The organism is Chitinophaga sp. Hz27, assembly GCF_042263525.1.
Classification (GTDB): Bacteria; Bacteroidota; Bacteroidia; order Chitinophagales; family Chitinophagaceae; genus Chitinophaga.
The window spans coordinates 522,354-538,454 of the sequence record NZ_JBHKFJ010000007.1; the positions used below are offsets into that span (position 1 = coordinate 522,354).

The following is a 16,101-nucleotide window of genomic DNA, read 5'->3' on the forward strand; positions in this document are numbered from 1 at the left end:
AGCAATACTGGAAGGCGTTTATTTTTTATCCATGATGATGTGATAACCATTGGAAGATAAAAAACAGAATATCCTTGCGGTTATCCTCATTATGCATTTCGTGATAACTACCAGGCCATTCCTTGTAGGTAACCATTCCTTTCGGCGCGCGCTCCGCAAATAAACGGGAACCTTCTACAGCTGTGAGTTCATCGGCATTTCCATGTATCAACAAAGAAGGAACTTTTAATAAGGTTGCATGACGCAAACACCAAAGTCCGTTTCTTACCATATCATTTGCCAGACGCAAACTCATTCTATCATGCCGCAAAGGGTCATCTCTGAATTTTTCAACCGCAGCCCTGTTATGGGAGATTTTATTGATATCAAGTCCCTGACTGACGCGCAGATTAGGGAATATGGTAGCGCCAATGTTCAGAATAGCACGAAGCAAAGCACCGGGTCTGCGTGCTACGATCAATGCAGGCGCAGAGATAACGGCAGCAACTATATCCGGTTGTTTTTTTAGCAGGAAACCGGTGAGCGCGCCGCCTCCCATACTATGCCCATACATGACAACGGGCTTACCATATTGTTCTTTGGTTTGCTCAAGGAAATCCCAGAGGTAAGCCATGGTAAAACGCATGCCCCTGGAAGCGCCTTTGGCGCCATCGCTGAGGCCATGCCCATAATGATCAATTCCCGTTACAGCGTAGCCTCTTTCTGCAAAATAAGCAGCTACATGGTCATATCTGCCTATATGCTCCCCTATACCATGCACGATAATCATTACCTGTGTAAACTTAGCAGGAACCCATTGGATACCATGAAAACGGCAATTATTGGAAGACCAGTAGAAATCGTTTCCTGTCATAGATATTTAATTTGAGCAAGGAGGATTGGGTGCAAAACGAAGATAAAGAATATCTTTAACCCCAAAATTTGTAATTCAACCAAACATGAGTAAAGAAAAGAGCAGTTCACCTGTATATAGCATACCGCTTAAATACCGGAAGATGGAAAACCTGCATATCGTATTCTGGCTGCTAAAAGATATAGGCTGGTGTATGATTTGGAAGCCATTGGGCATTGCCATGATTTTCCCGACACTGATAATTTCTATTGTAATTGCCTGGCGTACGCGCCAGTATGTGGCTGAACTATGCCACAATGTGGCCATTACGTTATGGATTACAGCTAACTCCTATTGGATGATCAGTGAGTTCCTGCATTTTGATATGCTGCCATTGTTTGGGGAGTATACCTACAAACACCTGGCGTTGATTCCATTCTTCAGTGGAGTGTTGATATTAGCTTACTATTATTTGTATTATCAGCCTAGACATAAGGAAGAAGAGGAAGCGGAGATTGTGGAGGCATAAGGATTTGCTTTAAAAAGAAAGGAAATAGTATACGGTATTAGTACTTCCCTGCATAATTAAAAAAAATAAACCGGTAGCAAGGCTACCGGTTTATTTTTTTTAAACGCTTCGCTTCATTCGCGAATAAATAAATTATATAGCGTCTGACAATGACGTGAAGGTGAAGTCACGGATTTTCATTGGCGGTATCAGATAGCTTCTATAAGATTCGATGCTGATACTTCTTTCTACTTTACCTAAAGCCTCTACGTTATTGAGCATAATTACAGGGCTTTCGTTGAAGCGGAAATTTTTCACCGGGTATTTGATTTCACCATTTTCGATGTAGAAAGTTCCGTCGCGGGTAAGGCCTGTCAGCAGCAGTGTTTGTGCATCTACGAGGCGGATGTACCAGAGGCGTGACACCAGGATACCTTTTTCGGTGCTTTTGATCAGTTCTTCGAGGGAAGAATCACCACCATCCATGATGATATTGGAAGGCATTGGCATTGGCTTTACCCCTTTCTTCTCTGCCCAATACTGGGAGTAAGCGAGGTTTTTCACTACTCCTTTTTCTATCCAGTTGGTTTTCTCGAGTGGGAAACCTTCTCTGTTCCAGGTATTGCCTGGCAGCATAGGATGGAAAGGATCTGAGTAGATGTTTACCTTTTCGTCCATGAGTTGTTCGCCGATACGGTTACCGCCTCCTTTCTTGCTCATGAAGCTACGACCTTCGTCGGCGCTACGGGCGTCGAGTCCGCGGAACATATTTTCCAGCATATACGTAGCTGCTACCGGTTCCAGGATAACGGTATATTTTCCAGGCTCCAGGGCTTTAGCGTTTACGCTGTTATTGGCTTTTTGTGCCGCAATTTTGGTCGCGGTCAGTGTATCCAGCTTAGTGACATCGTTGAAGCCACGGCCCGCGAAACCAGAGCCAGTACCGGCGCTGTTACGAGTGGTAATGGTAAAGATGACGTCTGTATCCTTATCATAGGCGAAGAGGCCTTTTGAATTCAGGATGGCGTTGAAGCTAGTGGTATTTTCTATGAAGCCGGCAGCTTCTAGCTGTGCATCTTTTGCGGCATTAATGCTTTTTGCTACCGCTTCTGCGCGGTCATCTGGCGTCATTTTAGCGGTGGCCTCTACATAACCTGCAGATTCCTTAAATGTTGCCGGGCCTCGAAGTTGTGTATATTCCGGATTCTCCGGCGCCAGCTTTGCCAATTCTTCTGCACGCGCCACGACACGTTTAAGTGCTTCATCATTAAATTCATTGATAGAAGCAGTACCGGAACGTTTACCGAAGCTGGAAGTAACGCTGAGTGAGATGGTACTGATATCTCCAGCAGTAGAGATGTTGTTGCGGGCATATCGGATATTACCACCTTCTGTGCCACGCAGACTTATTTCGCATTCATCTGCTTTGGAGTGAGAGAGCACTTTTTGCATCAGTGCCTGAGCTTCTTCTCTATTTAAAATTGCCATTGTAGTAGTTATCAGATGTTACGAGCGGTGTTGATTACATTTACGCCATTGAAACGGGTGGTAGCGCTACCATGCGACACGGCGTTTACCTGTCCTGGTTGTCCTTTACCGTCATTGAAGGCACCGCCGAGGCGGTAGTCGCTTTTATCAGCGATAGCAGTACAGCTATTCCAGAATTCCTGGGTATTGGCCTGATAGGCCACATCTTTAAGCATGCCTACAATCTGGCCGTTTTTAATTTCGTAGAATGTTTGTCCGCCGAACTGGAAGTTATAACGTTGCTGATCTATACTGAAAGAGCCATCTCCGATGATGTAGATGCCTTTTTCTACGTTTTTGATCATATCGTTTACACTGAGTGGTGTTTTACCAGGTTGCAGGGAAACGTTTGGCATACGCTGGAACTGAACATCGGCCCAGCTTTGCGCATAGCAGCAGCCTTGTGATTGTTTGAGGCCGATGATATGTGCCTGGTCTCTGATAGCCTGGTAGTTTACGAGGACGCCATTTTTGATAAGGTCCCACTGTCCGCATTTTACGCCTTCGTCATCATAGCCAACGGCGCCGAGGGAGCCTGGTTGTAATTTATCTGCTACTACGTTTACCAGTTTACTACCGAAGTTGAAGTTGCCGGATTTCCATTTATCCAGTGTGAGGAAGCTGGTACCAGCATAGTTGGCTTCGTAGCCTAATACGCGGTCCAGTTCTGTAGGGTGGGCAACAGATTCGTGGATGGTCAGCCAGAGGTGAGAAGGATCGAGTACCAGGTCGTATTTCCCTGGCTGCACGGAGGTAGCCTTCATTTTCTGGTTTACATCCTGTGTGGCATTTTTCACGTCTTCCAGCATATCGTACCTGTTGCGGTAACGGGTAACGATACCCTGTACTTTATCTTCAGGGCGGGCGGAGAGATACTCATATCCCATACCCATTGGAGAGCTGAGTGATTTACGTGTTTCGAATTTACCGAGGCTACGGTCAATTTTGGTAACAGTAAATGTCGGGAAGATGCGATGCACGTCCTGATCGATGTAGGAGCCATCGGTAGAGGCGAAGAATTTCTGCTCATTTACCGCGAGGATGGCGGAGTTTACGAAGCTTGCGCCACCTTTGAGGGCAACATCGTTTACGTTGAGCAGGAGATCTACTTTGTCTTTTACCGGCACAGCGAAGGTGTTTTGCTGTATAGGCGTTTTCCAGGCTACTTCACCATAACCTTGCTGGGGCGCCAGCTGTATGGGTTCAGTGTTTACGCGGCTGTTGGCTTTGGCAACGGCCACGGCTTTTTCAGCCGCTTTAGCGATACCCTCACGGGTCACTTCGTTGGTGGCTGCAAAGCCCCAGCAACCGTTGGCAATAACGCGAATACCTACACCGAAAGATTCTGTGTTGGCAATGTTCTGCACCCTTGTTTCACGGGTGGTAATGAACTGGTTCAAATAACGGCCTATGCGTACATCCGCATAGGAAGCGCCTTTGGACCTTGCTGTGTTGAGGGCAACATCAGCCAGTTCTTTCTTTACTCTTACATCGATACCATCATTCAAAAAAGCAGATGGATCAACAGGAGTTCCGAAGGCAAACTTCGGCAGGACGAGGGCTCCCAGCCCCATCGCTGATAGCTGGATAAAGTCTTTACGTTTCAAAACTGTTGATTTGGTTAGATTTGGTTAGACTTAGATTTCGTTGGTGCACAGGGTAATATAAGTCAGCAATAGCACAAGTAATCGTGTTATTCTCATCAGCTATAAAACCACTATTCTATCTTTCTCCTAAACTAATTTTTTTTCTTCGCTTTTAATAACCGTTGGTCATAATTTCTTTTCCAGCCAGAGGAAAATCATTGACAACAGCAATGGGATCAGCCACCACCAAGCCAAACGGCTCATCGTTTCCGGCTTATTCTCTGCTGGCATAGCTTTTACGGCAGGACGTAAGTTGAGCCAATCCTCCTGCCCATAAACATATATATCAAACACGTGTTGGCTGTTACTAATGGCATGCCAGCCTTTCTTCAGTGGCCACCACGAAGCCTTCCAGGTATCTGGCAGCAGCGGGTGCCCTGCCAGCGGTAAAACCATTTCATCCACCAACAGGCTTTTCTCTTGTAAAGGATACTGGCTATTTAGCGTTAATATAATTTCATCGTTGATGAACGGAAAGTCCTGTTCAGTGGTAAGCTCCGTATCCTGCTTACTTTTGCGCGCTGCCTTATTAATAATCCCTGCCCAGTAATGGCTATAGGCCGTAGTATCTCCTGCCAGCTGCCAGGCGTAGCTATCATTACGGCCCAGGTCTACTACCTGAGCGGCTCCCTGCTGATGGAATACCGGAAAAGGTTTACTGACATTACTATCAGGCTTGAGCAACAGGCCGAGGTCTTGCTCCTGCATATAGGCGTATAGGTTATTCCGCTCTGGCGTACTTAGTGTATGCCTGTCCGTTATTACCAGATCAAAATCATTCAGCAACGCAGGATTCAGTACATCGAGGCGGCGTTCCTTCATATTTGAGAAGCGCGTGGCAAATTGATTGGCCGCCACCTTGGAGCGCATGGCTACCGCAGCGCCACGTTGTGCCAGCCAGTCGGCCAGGAAACGATTTTCGAAATCAGGGCTGGCAGCCAGGAATAGCACACGCAGGTTCAGCATAGGTTTTACGACTACCGGCACTGGTTCTGTGGCCAGCGTATCCTTACCCGCAAGTGCCAGCAAACGCAATACGCCAGGGCCCAAAAATGGCGGGATCGTATGCAGCTTGAAGATCGTATCTTTTCCTGCCGCAATTGTTGTACTATCTAACGCCAAGCCTGCCAATATGAGTTTCAGGGTAATCGCTTTATCCCCAGCATTGTTGAACCTTCCCTGTAGCAGGAGTGGTTGCAGATAAGGTAGCTGCTGTTGCCAGCCTGCCGCAACAAACGCAGGTTTTGCGTTGCTCTTCTCTGCCACATTAGATTGCTTTAATGGCGCCTTCGCAGGCTGATGCCAGGCTGCACTCAATTGCCATAAACTCAACAGTGCAATAACAGTGGCTATAAGTCGCCATGGTAGCCGGCGGCGATCTGTCCGCTGGTACTCTTTTCTTAGCAATACCACCAGTAATAACAGCAGCAGTGCTGGGAATATGTAATGCCAATGCTGCGTCATCCGGGCGTTTGATTTTTAAGTTGTCTGAAATAATATTTTTGTAATCTATTAGGCCTGGAAACTCGTGGCTGCGCCTGTATCTCCGAAGGCAACAGCAATAAGAGGCCTCGTTGTGCGGCACGTATATTCGTTGGCGTTACTTTGCCTGTTAGTACCTCTTGTAAAGCCTGCATGGCATGCAGGTATTTTGCTGGCTCTTTTGCCGCAGCGGCATTGAGTTTCAGCAATGCCTGCTTTAATACCTGTGCAGTAGTATCACTAGTTTTCGTTTGTACGTCGAGGTTATCCAGTATTGCGATAGCCACTCTGATCACCGTATTAGGATCATCGCGCTGTAATACCTGCTTAAGTACGGCAGGATTTATTTTATCCTGGTCGCCAGACAAGCGTTTCTCCGGTTTTAGTGGCGTTGTTTTTATACCTGTTTTAGGCACAAAGGCCCTTGATTTTTGCTGCAAATCTTTCAGCAAGCGCAGTGCTTTATATTCATAGGGCAGCGCCTCCTGCGGCTTATAAAGACGCAATTGCAGTTCGGCTTTCCACATTTCATTGAGGGTTGCTTTCAGCTGTTGCTTTATTTCCGGGTCAAAAAAGGTAGCATCTTCTGCATTGTCGTGCTTATCTGTGAAGGCGTCGATGATTTTTGTAGCATTGCCAAAATCTGCCGGGTCTTCAGTTTCATGCTGTTCGTGTCCACCATGATCATGGTCTTCTCCTACCCTGCTATCACCGACATTCGATTCGGCCTCTTCACCCAAAAACTTACCATATCGCAGGCGTAATATTTTCTGGTCTGCCGCCAGGTCATTGCTGCGCGCGTTGAAACGGCTGGCGACCATACTATCTTTTGCTTTTATCAGTGCTTCTGTTTCGATGATAATCTGTCGCTGGCTTCGGAAGTATTCAGGTTTGATGTTGACTGCGTTGGCGAGGCCTTCGAGACTAAAAAGCGCTGCGGTATCAGGCAGCGTGACGATCATCACGTCAGACAATGTTTGCTGGTTTCGTGTATCCGTAGCCGTGACACTAAAATATAATTCATCGCCAGGCTTCATACCTAAGCCGCCCAGGTCGAGAAGTCTGTTGCCATGAAAGGAGGCCGGCTGTCCGCCGAGTGACTCATTAAAGTTGATATTAATCTCCCTGAACTTAACGGCTTCTCCGCTGCCGCTAGCGATAGTACCACTGATGGCGGCTTTGCTGATACCATAATCATCTGTAATAAGCGAATTTATTTGCAATACAGGTTTATGTCCAAATTCGATGGTAGTATTAGGTAGCGGCTGCATAACCTTAATCAATGGCGGATGATCGGCAATTGTTTGCAGTTGATAATAGGCAGACAACATTGTATCTACTTGCACCTGGTAAAAGCCTTGATGCGTGATGCAGCGGAAGGCAGTCCATTGGCTACGGCCGGCAGCAGGTTTCATCAGAATACGTGTGCTGTCACTGAATATCAGCGCGACAGTATTCGGCGTATTTGTTGTATGGATAGTCCAGGATACCAGGGAGCTGTCTGCCACCAACAGATCGTATTGCTGTTGCTGTTTTGAAGGCAGGCGAGTATATGCAGGCGGTTGTATGCTGACATTGACACCACTGGTACCAGGTAATTTATCTTGTGTTGTAATTGTATTTTGTTTTGCCGCTGGCAGATGATTTTCCCGAATTTTAACAACAAAACATAATCCCGCTATAATCAGCCAGCAGCCTATAGTTGTGGGCACTGACCTATAAAATCGCCGGGGCAGCTTCAATGCACTGAGCAAGGGCGAAATCTTGGCCAGTTGCATTTTCTCCGGTAATGTAAGTTCATCGGCATCACGCAAACATAATCCAGCACTATCTTCCAGCTCAGGAAACTGTTGATTGAGGTAGGTGGCAATTTCTTTGAGATCAGGTTTTTGACGATAAAAATTCATTCCGAAAGCCAAGGCATATACAGCACCCGCGATAATGCCGGCTTTGCCAAGCAGCACATATCCCAGCATGCCAATGGCGATGGCTTGTAGCAAAATGGTAGAGACTTTAAGCAGGACCCATTTTTTTCGTATATGCGTTAACGTACTAAGCATTCGCCACCTCCTTTTTTGCTTTTAAGGAGAGGAGGCGCTCAACAGCCAATACCAGCACCAATAGCAATAGCAGTGTATCTTTCAGATCTATCGTCCTGACAGGTGCGATACGTTTGGAAATACCTAGATTATTATCCGACAGCAGTTGCCTGGAATCGACTGCGCGCAGGTCATGTTTTCCTGGCGATGGCACAGGAACTATTACATCCAGCAGTTGCAGCGGTAACTGCCCTGTGGTAACGGCGTCGTTCCATTCAGGGTGCAGGTGGGAATACAACGTATATTGATTCCCGTTAACTCCAATAAGTGGATATCCGCCATAGTCATGGAAAATAATGGTATCTGATTTTATAGGCACCTGGTGCCTTTTATAAATTGTAAAATCTCCTGCTGAAAGGGTGTCTGCAAAGATGGCCGCACCTGTTGTATATTTTACAATGTGCAAGGGATGCATATCAGCAGGCAGTGGCTTTTCTGACAACCAGCATAACCAGTCGGGGCTTTTATCAGTAGCCATATCTGTGAAAACGATTTCTCTGCCGGAATATTCCTGTACCGCCATGATAGCGGCACGGAGGTAACGGCCATCTGCCAGATGATCATCTGCATAAATACAAACCTTAAACGGCAAAACCGGTGTGGATAATGCTTTTGAAGTCTGAGTCCAGGTAACCCCGTTGTAGGCGGCTACGCCATTTATCTCTCTGACACTATCTTTATTTATTGCAAACGTATATGCGTTCCAGTTATCAACAGTATCCTTGTTGGTATAAGTATACCAGTGTAAAGTAAGATCAAGGGAGGTCCTTGGTCCGTGAAAACGTTTCTGCTGATCGCCGGAAAACACATACAGCGGAAAATCTGGTGGCACCAAGGTTTCCAGGCGTTTGAGCAAAGTCCGGTAGGATACAGAGCTGGAATCGTATGCAGGCAGATGTTTGATATTAATACGTGTAAAAGCGGTATCGAACCTATGTAATTCGCAGCCCGATTCTATCAATGAATCGATTGTTTTCTTGAAATAAGGATAGGCATGATCTTCCAGGATTATCCAGCCCCTGTGTTCTTTTGAGAAGGGAGATTTCCATTGCGGCTGCGACAATAGCATTGCCAGCAGTACAATAAACGCACATCGTAACAGCAATAATAATAGTTCTGATAAACGAAGGCTTCTTGCATGCCGTACAGTAGCCGATTTCAACAGCTGAATACTTCCTATCCGCAATACGCGTCCGGGCTTGCGATGCCATAGGTGTATCAGCACCGGAATGATGATACCGGCAGATAATAACATCCATATGGGTTGCAGTAGGTGTAGCAAAATTATCTTCTGATTTTATTGTATTGCAACAGGAAATCTCTTAATGCGATATCTAAAGGAGATTGCAGTGATAACTGTGTATAAAGTATTCCTTTTGCTGTTAATCGTTGTTTCAATTGTGTAATAAACTGATTCCAAACGACGGCATAAGCATTAGCATCGATGGCACCGTCTAGCTGAAGCAGCTCTCCTGTTTCCAGATCCTCCACAGCCTGGTAACCCTTAAAGCTGGCCTGGCGTTCATTTTCAGCCACCAGGTGAAAGGCGATTACCTGATGTTGCATGGCAGCCAGTGTATCCATCATTTGCATGATTTCCGCTTGTTGTTCATAGAAATCAGAAATGAAAACAAAAAGTTGTCGTTTATGCGGGCCCGTGAACAACTGTTTCAGGGCCATTGGATGCTGGAAGTTGCCTCCTGGCTGTATTTGTTCCAGTTGATAATAGAATCTCGCCATATGTTGCGATTCTTTTCTGGCAGCGAGAGAAAACACCTGGGCAGACTGCATTACGGAAAGTCCGGTAGCATCACCTTGCTGGTGTGATAAATAGCCGATAGCAGCAGCGAGGTAGCGGGCATAATCGATTTTGGTGATGCCTTTATCTTCATGTAGCATAGAATTGCTGGCATCTACGATCAGTTGTATATCAATACTGGTTTCAATTTCGGATTGCCTTACATAGTATCTGTCAGACCTGGCATACATCTTCCAATCCAACCACCTCAGGTCATCACTGGGCTGATAGCTTCTATACTGGCTGAATTCCAGGCCTGTCCCTTTCATCCGGCTGGCATGCATACCCGACAAGAAGCCATCTGCCACTGTTTTAGCGGCGAGTTGCAAATCTTTTATTGCCAGTATAGTTTTAGGATGCAGCAGTTTACTCATTCGTCTAAGATAGGCTGGTAGCTGTTCTGGTAATTTTTTGGAGAAGAATATTAGTCACATCATCCGTTTGCATGCCTTCGGCTTCTGCTTTAAAATTTAGCAGTATTCTATGTCGTAGTACCGGAAGCGCCATGGTTTTAATATCGTCCATGGTAACGGCAAAGCGGCCGTGCAGGAGCGCCAAAGCTTTAGCTGTAAGGATAAGTGCTTGTCCTGCGCGTGGGCCGGCGCCCCAACGCACCAATTCCTGTATTTCCGGGATGGTGGTGGTGGCAGGCCTGGTGGCGCGCACTAATCTGCTTACATAATGAATCAATTCAGGATCTATGGCTACCTCTCTAACAAACTGTTGTAGTTGGAGAATTTCGGTGGCATTGAGTACGGGTTGAACCTGTACTTTTTTGCTGCCGGTGGTACCGGCGAGGATAGCAGTTTCCTCCTGTTCACCGGGATAGCCTATACGAATATAGAGCAGGAAACGGTCCAACTGCGCTTCTGGCAGCGGATAGGTTCCGGACTGTTCTATTGGGTTTTGTGTTGCCAGGATGAAGAAGGGCCTGTCTAGCGGATACGTTTGTCCGGCGTAGGTGACCTCAAACTCCTGCATAGCTTCGAGCAGGGCTGATTGTGTTTTAGGCGGTGTGCGGTTGATTTCATCCGCAAGGATGATATTGGCAAACAGGGGTCCTTTATTGAATTTAAAGAAACGTTTGCCGGTGACATGATCTTCTTCCAATACTTCTGTGCCGATGATATCAGTGGGCATGAGATCAGGGGTGAACTGGATACGGCGAAAAGGCAGGTCCAGCGCTTGTGCCAGCGTACGTACCAGCAAAGTTTTTGCAAGGCCTGGCACACCTTCCAGGAGGCAATGCCCACCAGCCAGCATACTTACCAGTACTTCATCCAGCACTGTTTCCTGGCCCACGATAACCTTTTGTATTTCCCGGCGCAGCACAGGCAGTTTTTGCAGCAGTTGCTGCAATGTATTCTCATTAAGCATTATACCATCGGTTTAGCGAAGAAAATTGGTTGTTTTATGGAATGGCATCTATTCCATACGCTGCACACAATGTAATAACAATCAGTTAATTTTAATAACCGGTCATCCATAAAATTGCGCATCTATCTATCCTTCTTTCCTATAAAATTTAAAAAATGCCTTATCTTGATCCTCACTGCTTATAAGAAATATGGCTGGGAATACTTTTACATTTGTTCGATTACGTTATCATTCCGGCGACTGGGATACAGACCAGCGCATGCCCTCCAATATCCTGAATTCCTTGATAGAGTATACTACAATTCCTGTGGTGATGCAGGAAAAAGTTATTGACTTGAGTAGTCCGGAAATATTTCAGTATCCTTTTTGTTACCTGAGCGGCCATAAGCTGGTGCAGTTCGACAGCCGCGAGGCTGCCAATTTCAAGCAGTATGTGCAGCATGGCGGCTTTGTATTTGTTGACGACTGCAATCATGATATAGATGGTTTGTTTGCCAGATCTTTTGAAAAGCAGATGGCATCTATGTTTGGGGCTACTGCATTGAAGAAAATCCCTAACAATCATGCTATATATCATTCCTTTTTTAAGTTTGAGCAAGGGCCACCTAATACTTCTTTTGAGCTGAATGGCTGGGGGGATGATCTGGTGCATGAGTACCTGAAGGCGATTGAGGTGAATGGCCGTATTGGTATACTGTATAGTAATAAAGATTATGGATGCGAGTGGGATTATGATTTTAGAAACAAACGATTTTTAGCGGAAGACAATACGAAGTTCGGTGTAAATATTATCGTATATGCGTTACAGTGATAATAAAGTTATCATTATAAAAATCCTATTAAAACCCAATATTTATAAGGCTTTACCCAACCTTTTACAAAAACAATTCATTAACAAAACTGATTTTATTTTTTGAAGAAAGCCAACTAATTTTGGTCATCATTAACCCTCAAAAGTCACAACAATGATGATCATATCTATAATTTTTTCGACAATTACAGGCGGATAATCTCAGTCTTTCTGGTTCTTACATATCGATACAATGCGTAGCATTTACGAATAGCAGGAAAGACCTTACAGTAAACCAAAATGCTGTATGCTATTCAGCACTTTGAATAGTAATACAACCAGGATTGTATGTAACATTTACATTATTATTTTTTATTCGGGAGATGCAGATTGGCGCTGCATGTGGCTTTGTATTGCCATCGTGTAGCCAACTGCTAACTTTCAGTTTAAACATTCAAACAATGGCAACACCGATTGCAGAAACACCGATTCTTTATGGTAAAGCAGCCAGAAAATTTCTGCGAGACATCAAAAAGAATGCGCACAAAAGGGCGACAAAAGAGGAAAAAGAAAAGATTAAAAGGGATTATGAGATGCCAAAAGTCATTCAACAATTCGAATGATCCTTGGAAATTTTCGCCTGGTTAGATTAACCCCAGATACTATTATTAAACCTTTTAACTGTGGTGATCAGGATTTGAATAATTTTCTTTTCAAGGATGCCCACAGATATTTTAAGGAATCATTAGCGGTAACCTATATTCTGGAAACAGATACCGAAACTGTAGCCTTCTTTAGTTTGCTGAATGATAAAGTTTCTCTTGTCGATGCGAGCAGCAAAAGCCAAAGGAAGAAAATACCGGGACATTTGCATGGAAGAAGAGAACACCTACCAATAGTTATCCAGCTGCAAAAATAGGATGCCTGGGTGTTACAGATTCTATTCAAAACCAAGGTATAGGAGCAACGATCCTGGATTTCATTAAGAATCTTTTTTTAAATAAAAACAAAACCGGGTGCAAGTTCATTACTGTAGATGCTTATCTCCGTTCTGCCAAGTTTTATGAAAAGAACGGTTTCAAGTATTTCCCGACTAAAGCATTAGATAGTAATACAACCATGATGTATTTCGATTTAATTTATCTCGACTAGTAACACAATCCGTTTTTAGTTGACCGAACTCACCCTGCATCTGTATATAACTTCAACCTCCTTATTTTCAAAAACATACTTCTATAGCAAAAGAAAAAGCTATACCACACTGAACTTACGGTGATATAGCTTTAGTGTAATCTTATTATTAATGCTTGTATTGCTAAGTAGATGCAATCGTTATATCGAATAAAACCAGGTTATCGATTATGTAGTAAAATATCTTTTCAAAAATGCAGCAGTCCTTCCAACACCTCCAGTAGCAATGCTTTCAGGCGTACCTGCCGCCACCACTTTACCCCCCTCCTCTCCTGCACCAGGGCCAATATCAATCACCCAATCTGCTCCTGCCAATACCCGCATATTATGTTCTACTACTATTACTGTATTGCCAGCTTCTACCAGTAAATTCAATTGCGACATCAATCTATCCACATCCGCAGGATGCAAACCCGTGGTTGGTTCATCCAATACATACAACGTATTGCCCTTGCCCATACGCTGCAACTCCGTGGCCAGTTTGATACGCTGTGCTTCACCGCCGGAAAGCTCCGTCGCTGGCTGTCCAAGCCGGAGGTAACCTAACCCTACTTCTTTCAGTACATGCAAGGAATGATGCACCGCCGCATCGTCCGCAAAAAATTCATAGGCATCATTTACGGTTAATTGCAAGACATCAGCAATAGATTTCTCTTTATATTTTATTTCCAGTGTTTTGGCGTTATACCGAGCGCCGTGGCAGGTAGGACAAGGTGCATATACGCTAGGCAGGAATAATAATTCTACCATCACAAAGCCTTCTCCATTGCAGGTTTCACATCTGCCTTTAGGCATATTAAATGAAAACCTGCCAGCGTCATAATGACGGGCCTTAGCCGCTTTGGTGGCAGCGAATATTTTCCTCACATGATCGAATAATCCCGTATAGGTGGCAAGGTTAGACCTCGGCGTACGCCCTATTGCTTTTTGATCTACCAAAACCAAACGCTTTATTTCCTCCATGCCCGCAATGATACGTCCATCTGTGGTCTCAGGCGCTTCGTCTCCCATAGAAGCAGTATCTTCTTCAGCAGGCAAGTCGGTACCCAGCAACGTTGATACCAATTCCACCAACGCCTGGCTTACTAAACTTGACTTGCCCGAGCCGGAAACGCCTGTCACTGCCGTAAAGCAATGCAGCGGAAAATCCACTGACAGTTTCACCAGATTATTACGGGTAATATCCCTCAACTTCAGCCAGGAGTCAGTATTGCGGGGAATATGTGGTGTAAGTTTTTTCTTATTAAAAAGATAAGCAGCAGTAACAGAGGTATCAATTTTCTCTAAATCAGCGGTATGACCACTAAACAGTACTTGTCCTCCTTCGGTACCGGCACGTGGACCTACGTCTACGATCCAGTCGGCATGACGGATAACATCCAGGTCATGTTCTACTACAAACAGGGAATTGCCAGCGGCTTTCAGTCTGTCTAAGGCACGAAGCAAAGCTTGCGTATCAGCAGGATGTAATCCGGCGGAAGGCTCATCCAGCACATATACCACACCAAATAGATTAGAACGTACCTGTGTAGCAAGCCGGAGGCGTTGCAACTCGCCTGGCGACAAAGTAGGTGTACTTCTGTCCAGCGAAAGATAACCTAATCCTAAGTCCATCAGCACCTGTAGCCTGGCTACAAGGTCGGTGGCAATACGTTGTATTACGATGGTTTTTTCGGGATGCTTTTTATCTTCCTGTGGTTGCAGTTGTTGCTGCATCAGCTGAAACAGGCGTTTGAGCGGCAGCTGCGCCATGTCAGCGATATCCAGGCCGGCAAACTTCACTGCCAAAGAAGAGGGTTTCAGGCGTTTACCATGACAAAGTGGACATTCCGTGCTTAGCATATATTGGGATACACGCTTTTTCATCATGGCACTTTGTGTATTGGAGAAGGTATGCATAACATATCTTCTGGCGCTCATGAAAGTACCCATATAGCTGGGTTCTGTCTTTCTTTTGAGCGCCTCTTTCACTTCTGCGGGTGTAAAGCCGGCGTATACAGGTACGGTGGGCTGTTCTTCTGTAAACAGTATCCAGTTACGTTGTTTTGCAGGAAGGTCTTTCCAGGGGATGTCTACATTATATCCTAAGGTAGTGAGTATATCACGATAGTTCTGTCCTTGCCAGGCTGAAGGCCAGGCGGCGATGGCTTTTTCACGGATGGTGAGTGTATCATCCGGCACCATGGACTTTTCAGTAACATCATAGATGCGTCCCATGCCATGGCATTGGGGACAGGCACCTTCGGGCGAGTTTGGAGAAAAAGCTTCCGCATGGATGATCTCCTGACCTTTAGGATAATCACCGGCCCTGGAATACAACATGCGGACGAGGTTACTCAATGTGGTCACACTTCCTACGGAGGAACGTGTAGTAGGTGTACCTCTTTGTTGTTGTAAGGCTACTGCTGGCGGGAGTCCGTCGATTTCATCCACTTCCGGAACAGGCATCTGGTGAAAGAGCCTGCGGGCGTAGGGAGACACAGATTCCAGGTAGCGGCGCTGCGCTTCTGCATAGAGCGTACCAAATGCCAATGAGGATTTGCCGGAACCGGAAACGCCCGTAAATACTACCAGGGCATCTCTTGGGATCTGCACGTCTACATTTTTGAGGTTATGCTCGCGGGCACCTCTCACATTCACAAAGCCCGTAGGGCTCACAGGGGATTTTTGCTGCATGATGAATCCGCCACAAAGAACATGCCGTTGACAATAAAAAAAGGCTGATCTCTGTAGTGCCCCCAAAAAGTTAGACACTTTTTGGGGGCATTTTTTATGAATAAGAAAGTACGATACAGTTTTTCGGAGAAGCTCAGAACAGTTCGATCAATTGAGTCATTAAAAGAGTCAATAG

The 16,101-nt window shown here is 45.4% G+C and carries 12 protein-coding genes and 1 pseudogene; 4 read left to right on the forward strand and 9 right to left on the reverse strand.

The features are described 5' to 3' along the window. Positions 1-25: 25 nt before the first annotated feature. Entirely contained in the window at positions 26-853 is an 828-nt protein-coding gene (locus ACE38W_RS19125) for an alpha/beta hydrolase (protein ID WP_375833326.1), read from the reverse strand. Positions 854-938: 85 nt separating this feature from the next. On the opposite strand from ACE38W_RS19125, the gene ACE38W_RS19130 reads away from it, so the two are divergent. Continuing rightward, positions 939-1,361, forward strand: coding sequence for a hypothetical protein (locus ACE38W_RS19130; RefSeq protein ID WP_375833329.1), 423 nt, complete (start codon positions 939-941; stop codon positions 1,359-1,361). Between the two features lie 132 nt (positions 1,362-1,493). On the opposite strand, the gene ACE38W_RS19135 is transcribed toward ACE38W_RS19130, so the two are convergent. The 7 genes from ACE38W_RS19135 to ACE38W_RS19165 form a co-directional block, all read right to left on the reverse strand. Then, entirely contained in the window at positions 1,494-2,828 is a 1,335-nt protein-coding gene (locus ACE38W_RS19135; RefSeq protein WP_375833331.1) for a TldD/PmbA family protein, read from the reverse strand. An 11-nt stretch (positions 2,829-2,839) separates the two neighbouring features. After that, a complete protein-coding gene (locus tag ACE38W_RS19140) occupies positions 2,840-4,474 on the reverse strand; it encodes a TldD/PmbA family protein (RefSeq protein WP_375833333.1) in 1,635 nt (544 codons plus the stop codon). 165 nt (positions 4,475-4,639) lie between these two features. Continuing rightward, a complete protein-coding gene (locus ACE38W_RS19145; protein ID WP_375833336.1) occupies positions 4,640-5,977 on the reverse strand; it encodes a hypothetical protein in 1,338 nt (445 codons plus the stop codon). Further along, positions 5,974-8,055 (reverse strand): hypothetical protein, encoded by a 2,082-nt coding sequence (locus tag ACE38W_RS19150; protein ID WP_375833338.1) that lies wholly within the window; start codon positions 8,053-8,055, stop codon positions 5,974-5,976. The genes ACE38W_RS19145 and ACE38W_RS19150 overlap by 4 nt, the downstream gene beginning before the upstream one ends. Beyond that, positions 8,048-9,376, reverse strand: coding sequence for a BatA domain-containing protein (locus ACE38W_RS19155; protein ID WP_375833341.1), 1,329 nt, complete (start codon positions 9,374-9,376; stop codon positions 8,048-8,050). The genes ACE38W_RS19150 and ACE38W_RS19155 overlap by 8 nt, the downstream gene beginning before the upstream one ends. 2 nt (positions 9,377-9,378) lie before the next feature. Then, entirely contained in the window at positions 9,379-10,266 is an 888-nt protein-coding gene (locus ACE38W_RS19160; RefSeq protein WP_375833344.1) for a DUF58 domain-containing protein, read from the reverse strand. A 4-nt stretch (positions 10,267-10,270) separates the two neighbouring features. Further along, positions 10,271-11,269 (reverse strand): AAA family ATPase, encoded by a 999-nt coding sequence (locus tag ACE38W_RS19165; protein ID WP_375833346.1) that lies wholly within the window; start codon positions 11,267-11,269, stop codon positions 10,271-10,273. A 190-nt stretch (positions 11,270-11,459) separates the two neighbouring features. Between ACE38W_RS19165 and ACE38W_RS19170 the strand changes: the two genes are divergently transcribed. The 3 genes and pseudogenes from ACE38W_RS19170 to ACE38W_RS19180 form a co-directional block, all read left to right on the forward strand. Next, positions 11,460-12,080, forward strand: a complete 621-nt coding sequence (locus tag ACE38W_RS19170) for a DUF4159 domain-containing protein (protein WP_375833348.1) — start codon at positions 11,460-11,462, stop codon at positions 12,078-12,080. A gap of 440 nt (positions 12,081-12,520) precedes the next feature. Further along, complete coding sequence (locus tag ACE38W_RS19175) at positions 12,521-12,682, forward strand: hypothetical protein (RefSeq protein WP_375833351.1); 162 nt, start codon at positions 12,521-12,523, stop codon at positions 12,680-12,682. A gap of 277 nt (positions 12,683-12,959) precedes the next feature. Further along, positions 12,960-13,211, forward strand: a pseudogene (locus ACE38W_RS19180) (GNAT family N-acetyltransferase); the annotation flags it as partial. A 207-nt stretch (positions 13,212-13,418) separates the two neighbouring features. On the opposite strand, the gene uvrA reads toward ACE38W_RS19180, so the two are convergent. Then, complete coding sequence (uvrA, locus tag ACE38W_RS19185; protein WP_375833354.1) at positions 13,419-15,926, reverse strand: excinuclease ABC subunit UvrA; 2,508 nt, start codon at positions 15,924-15,926, stop codon at positions 13,419-13,421. Between the last annotated feature and the right edge of the window lie 175 nt (positions 15,927-16,101).

Coding starts and splice junctions, on each gene's coding strand:
- ACE38W_RS19150 (WP_375833338.1), bottom strand. CDS start 8,055: ATGCTTAGTACGTTAACGCATATACGAAAAAAATGGGTCCTGCTTAAA.
- ACE38W_RS19160 (WP_375833344.1), bottom strand. CDS start 10,266: ATGAGTAAACTGCTGCATCCTAAAACTATACTGGCAATAAAAGATTTG.
- uvrA (WP_375833354.1), bottom strand. CDS start 15,926: ATGCAGCAAAAATCCCCTGTGAGCCCTACGGGCTTTGTGAATGTGAGA.
- ACE38W_RS19145 (WP_375833336.1), bottom strand. CDS start 5,977: ATGACGCAGCATTGGCATTACATATTCCCAGCACTGCTGCTGTTATTA.
- ACE38W_RS19170 (WP_375833348.1), top strand. CDS start 11,460: ATGGCTGGGAATACTTTTACATTTGTTCGATTACGTTATCATTCCGGC.
- ACE38W_RS19175 (WP_375833351.1), top strand. CDS start 12,521: ATGGCAACACCGATTGCAGAAACACCGATTCTTTATGGTAAAGCAGCC.
- ACE38W_RS19130 (WP_375833329.1), top strand. CDS start 939: ATGAGTAAAGAAAAGAGCAGTTCACCTGTATATAGCATACCGCTTAAA.
- ACE38W_RS19135 (WP_375833331.1), bottom strand. CDS start 2,828: ATGGCAATTTTAAATAGAGAAGAAGCTCAGGCACTGATGCAAAAAGTG.
- ACE38W_RS19165 (WP_375833346.1), bottom strand. CDS start 11,269: ATGCTTAATGAGAATACATTGCAGCAACTGCTGCAAAAACTGCCTGTG.
- ACE38W_RS19125 (WP_375833326.1), bottom strand. CDS start 853: ATGACAGGAAACGATTTCTACTGGTCTTCCAATAATTGCCGTTTTCAT.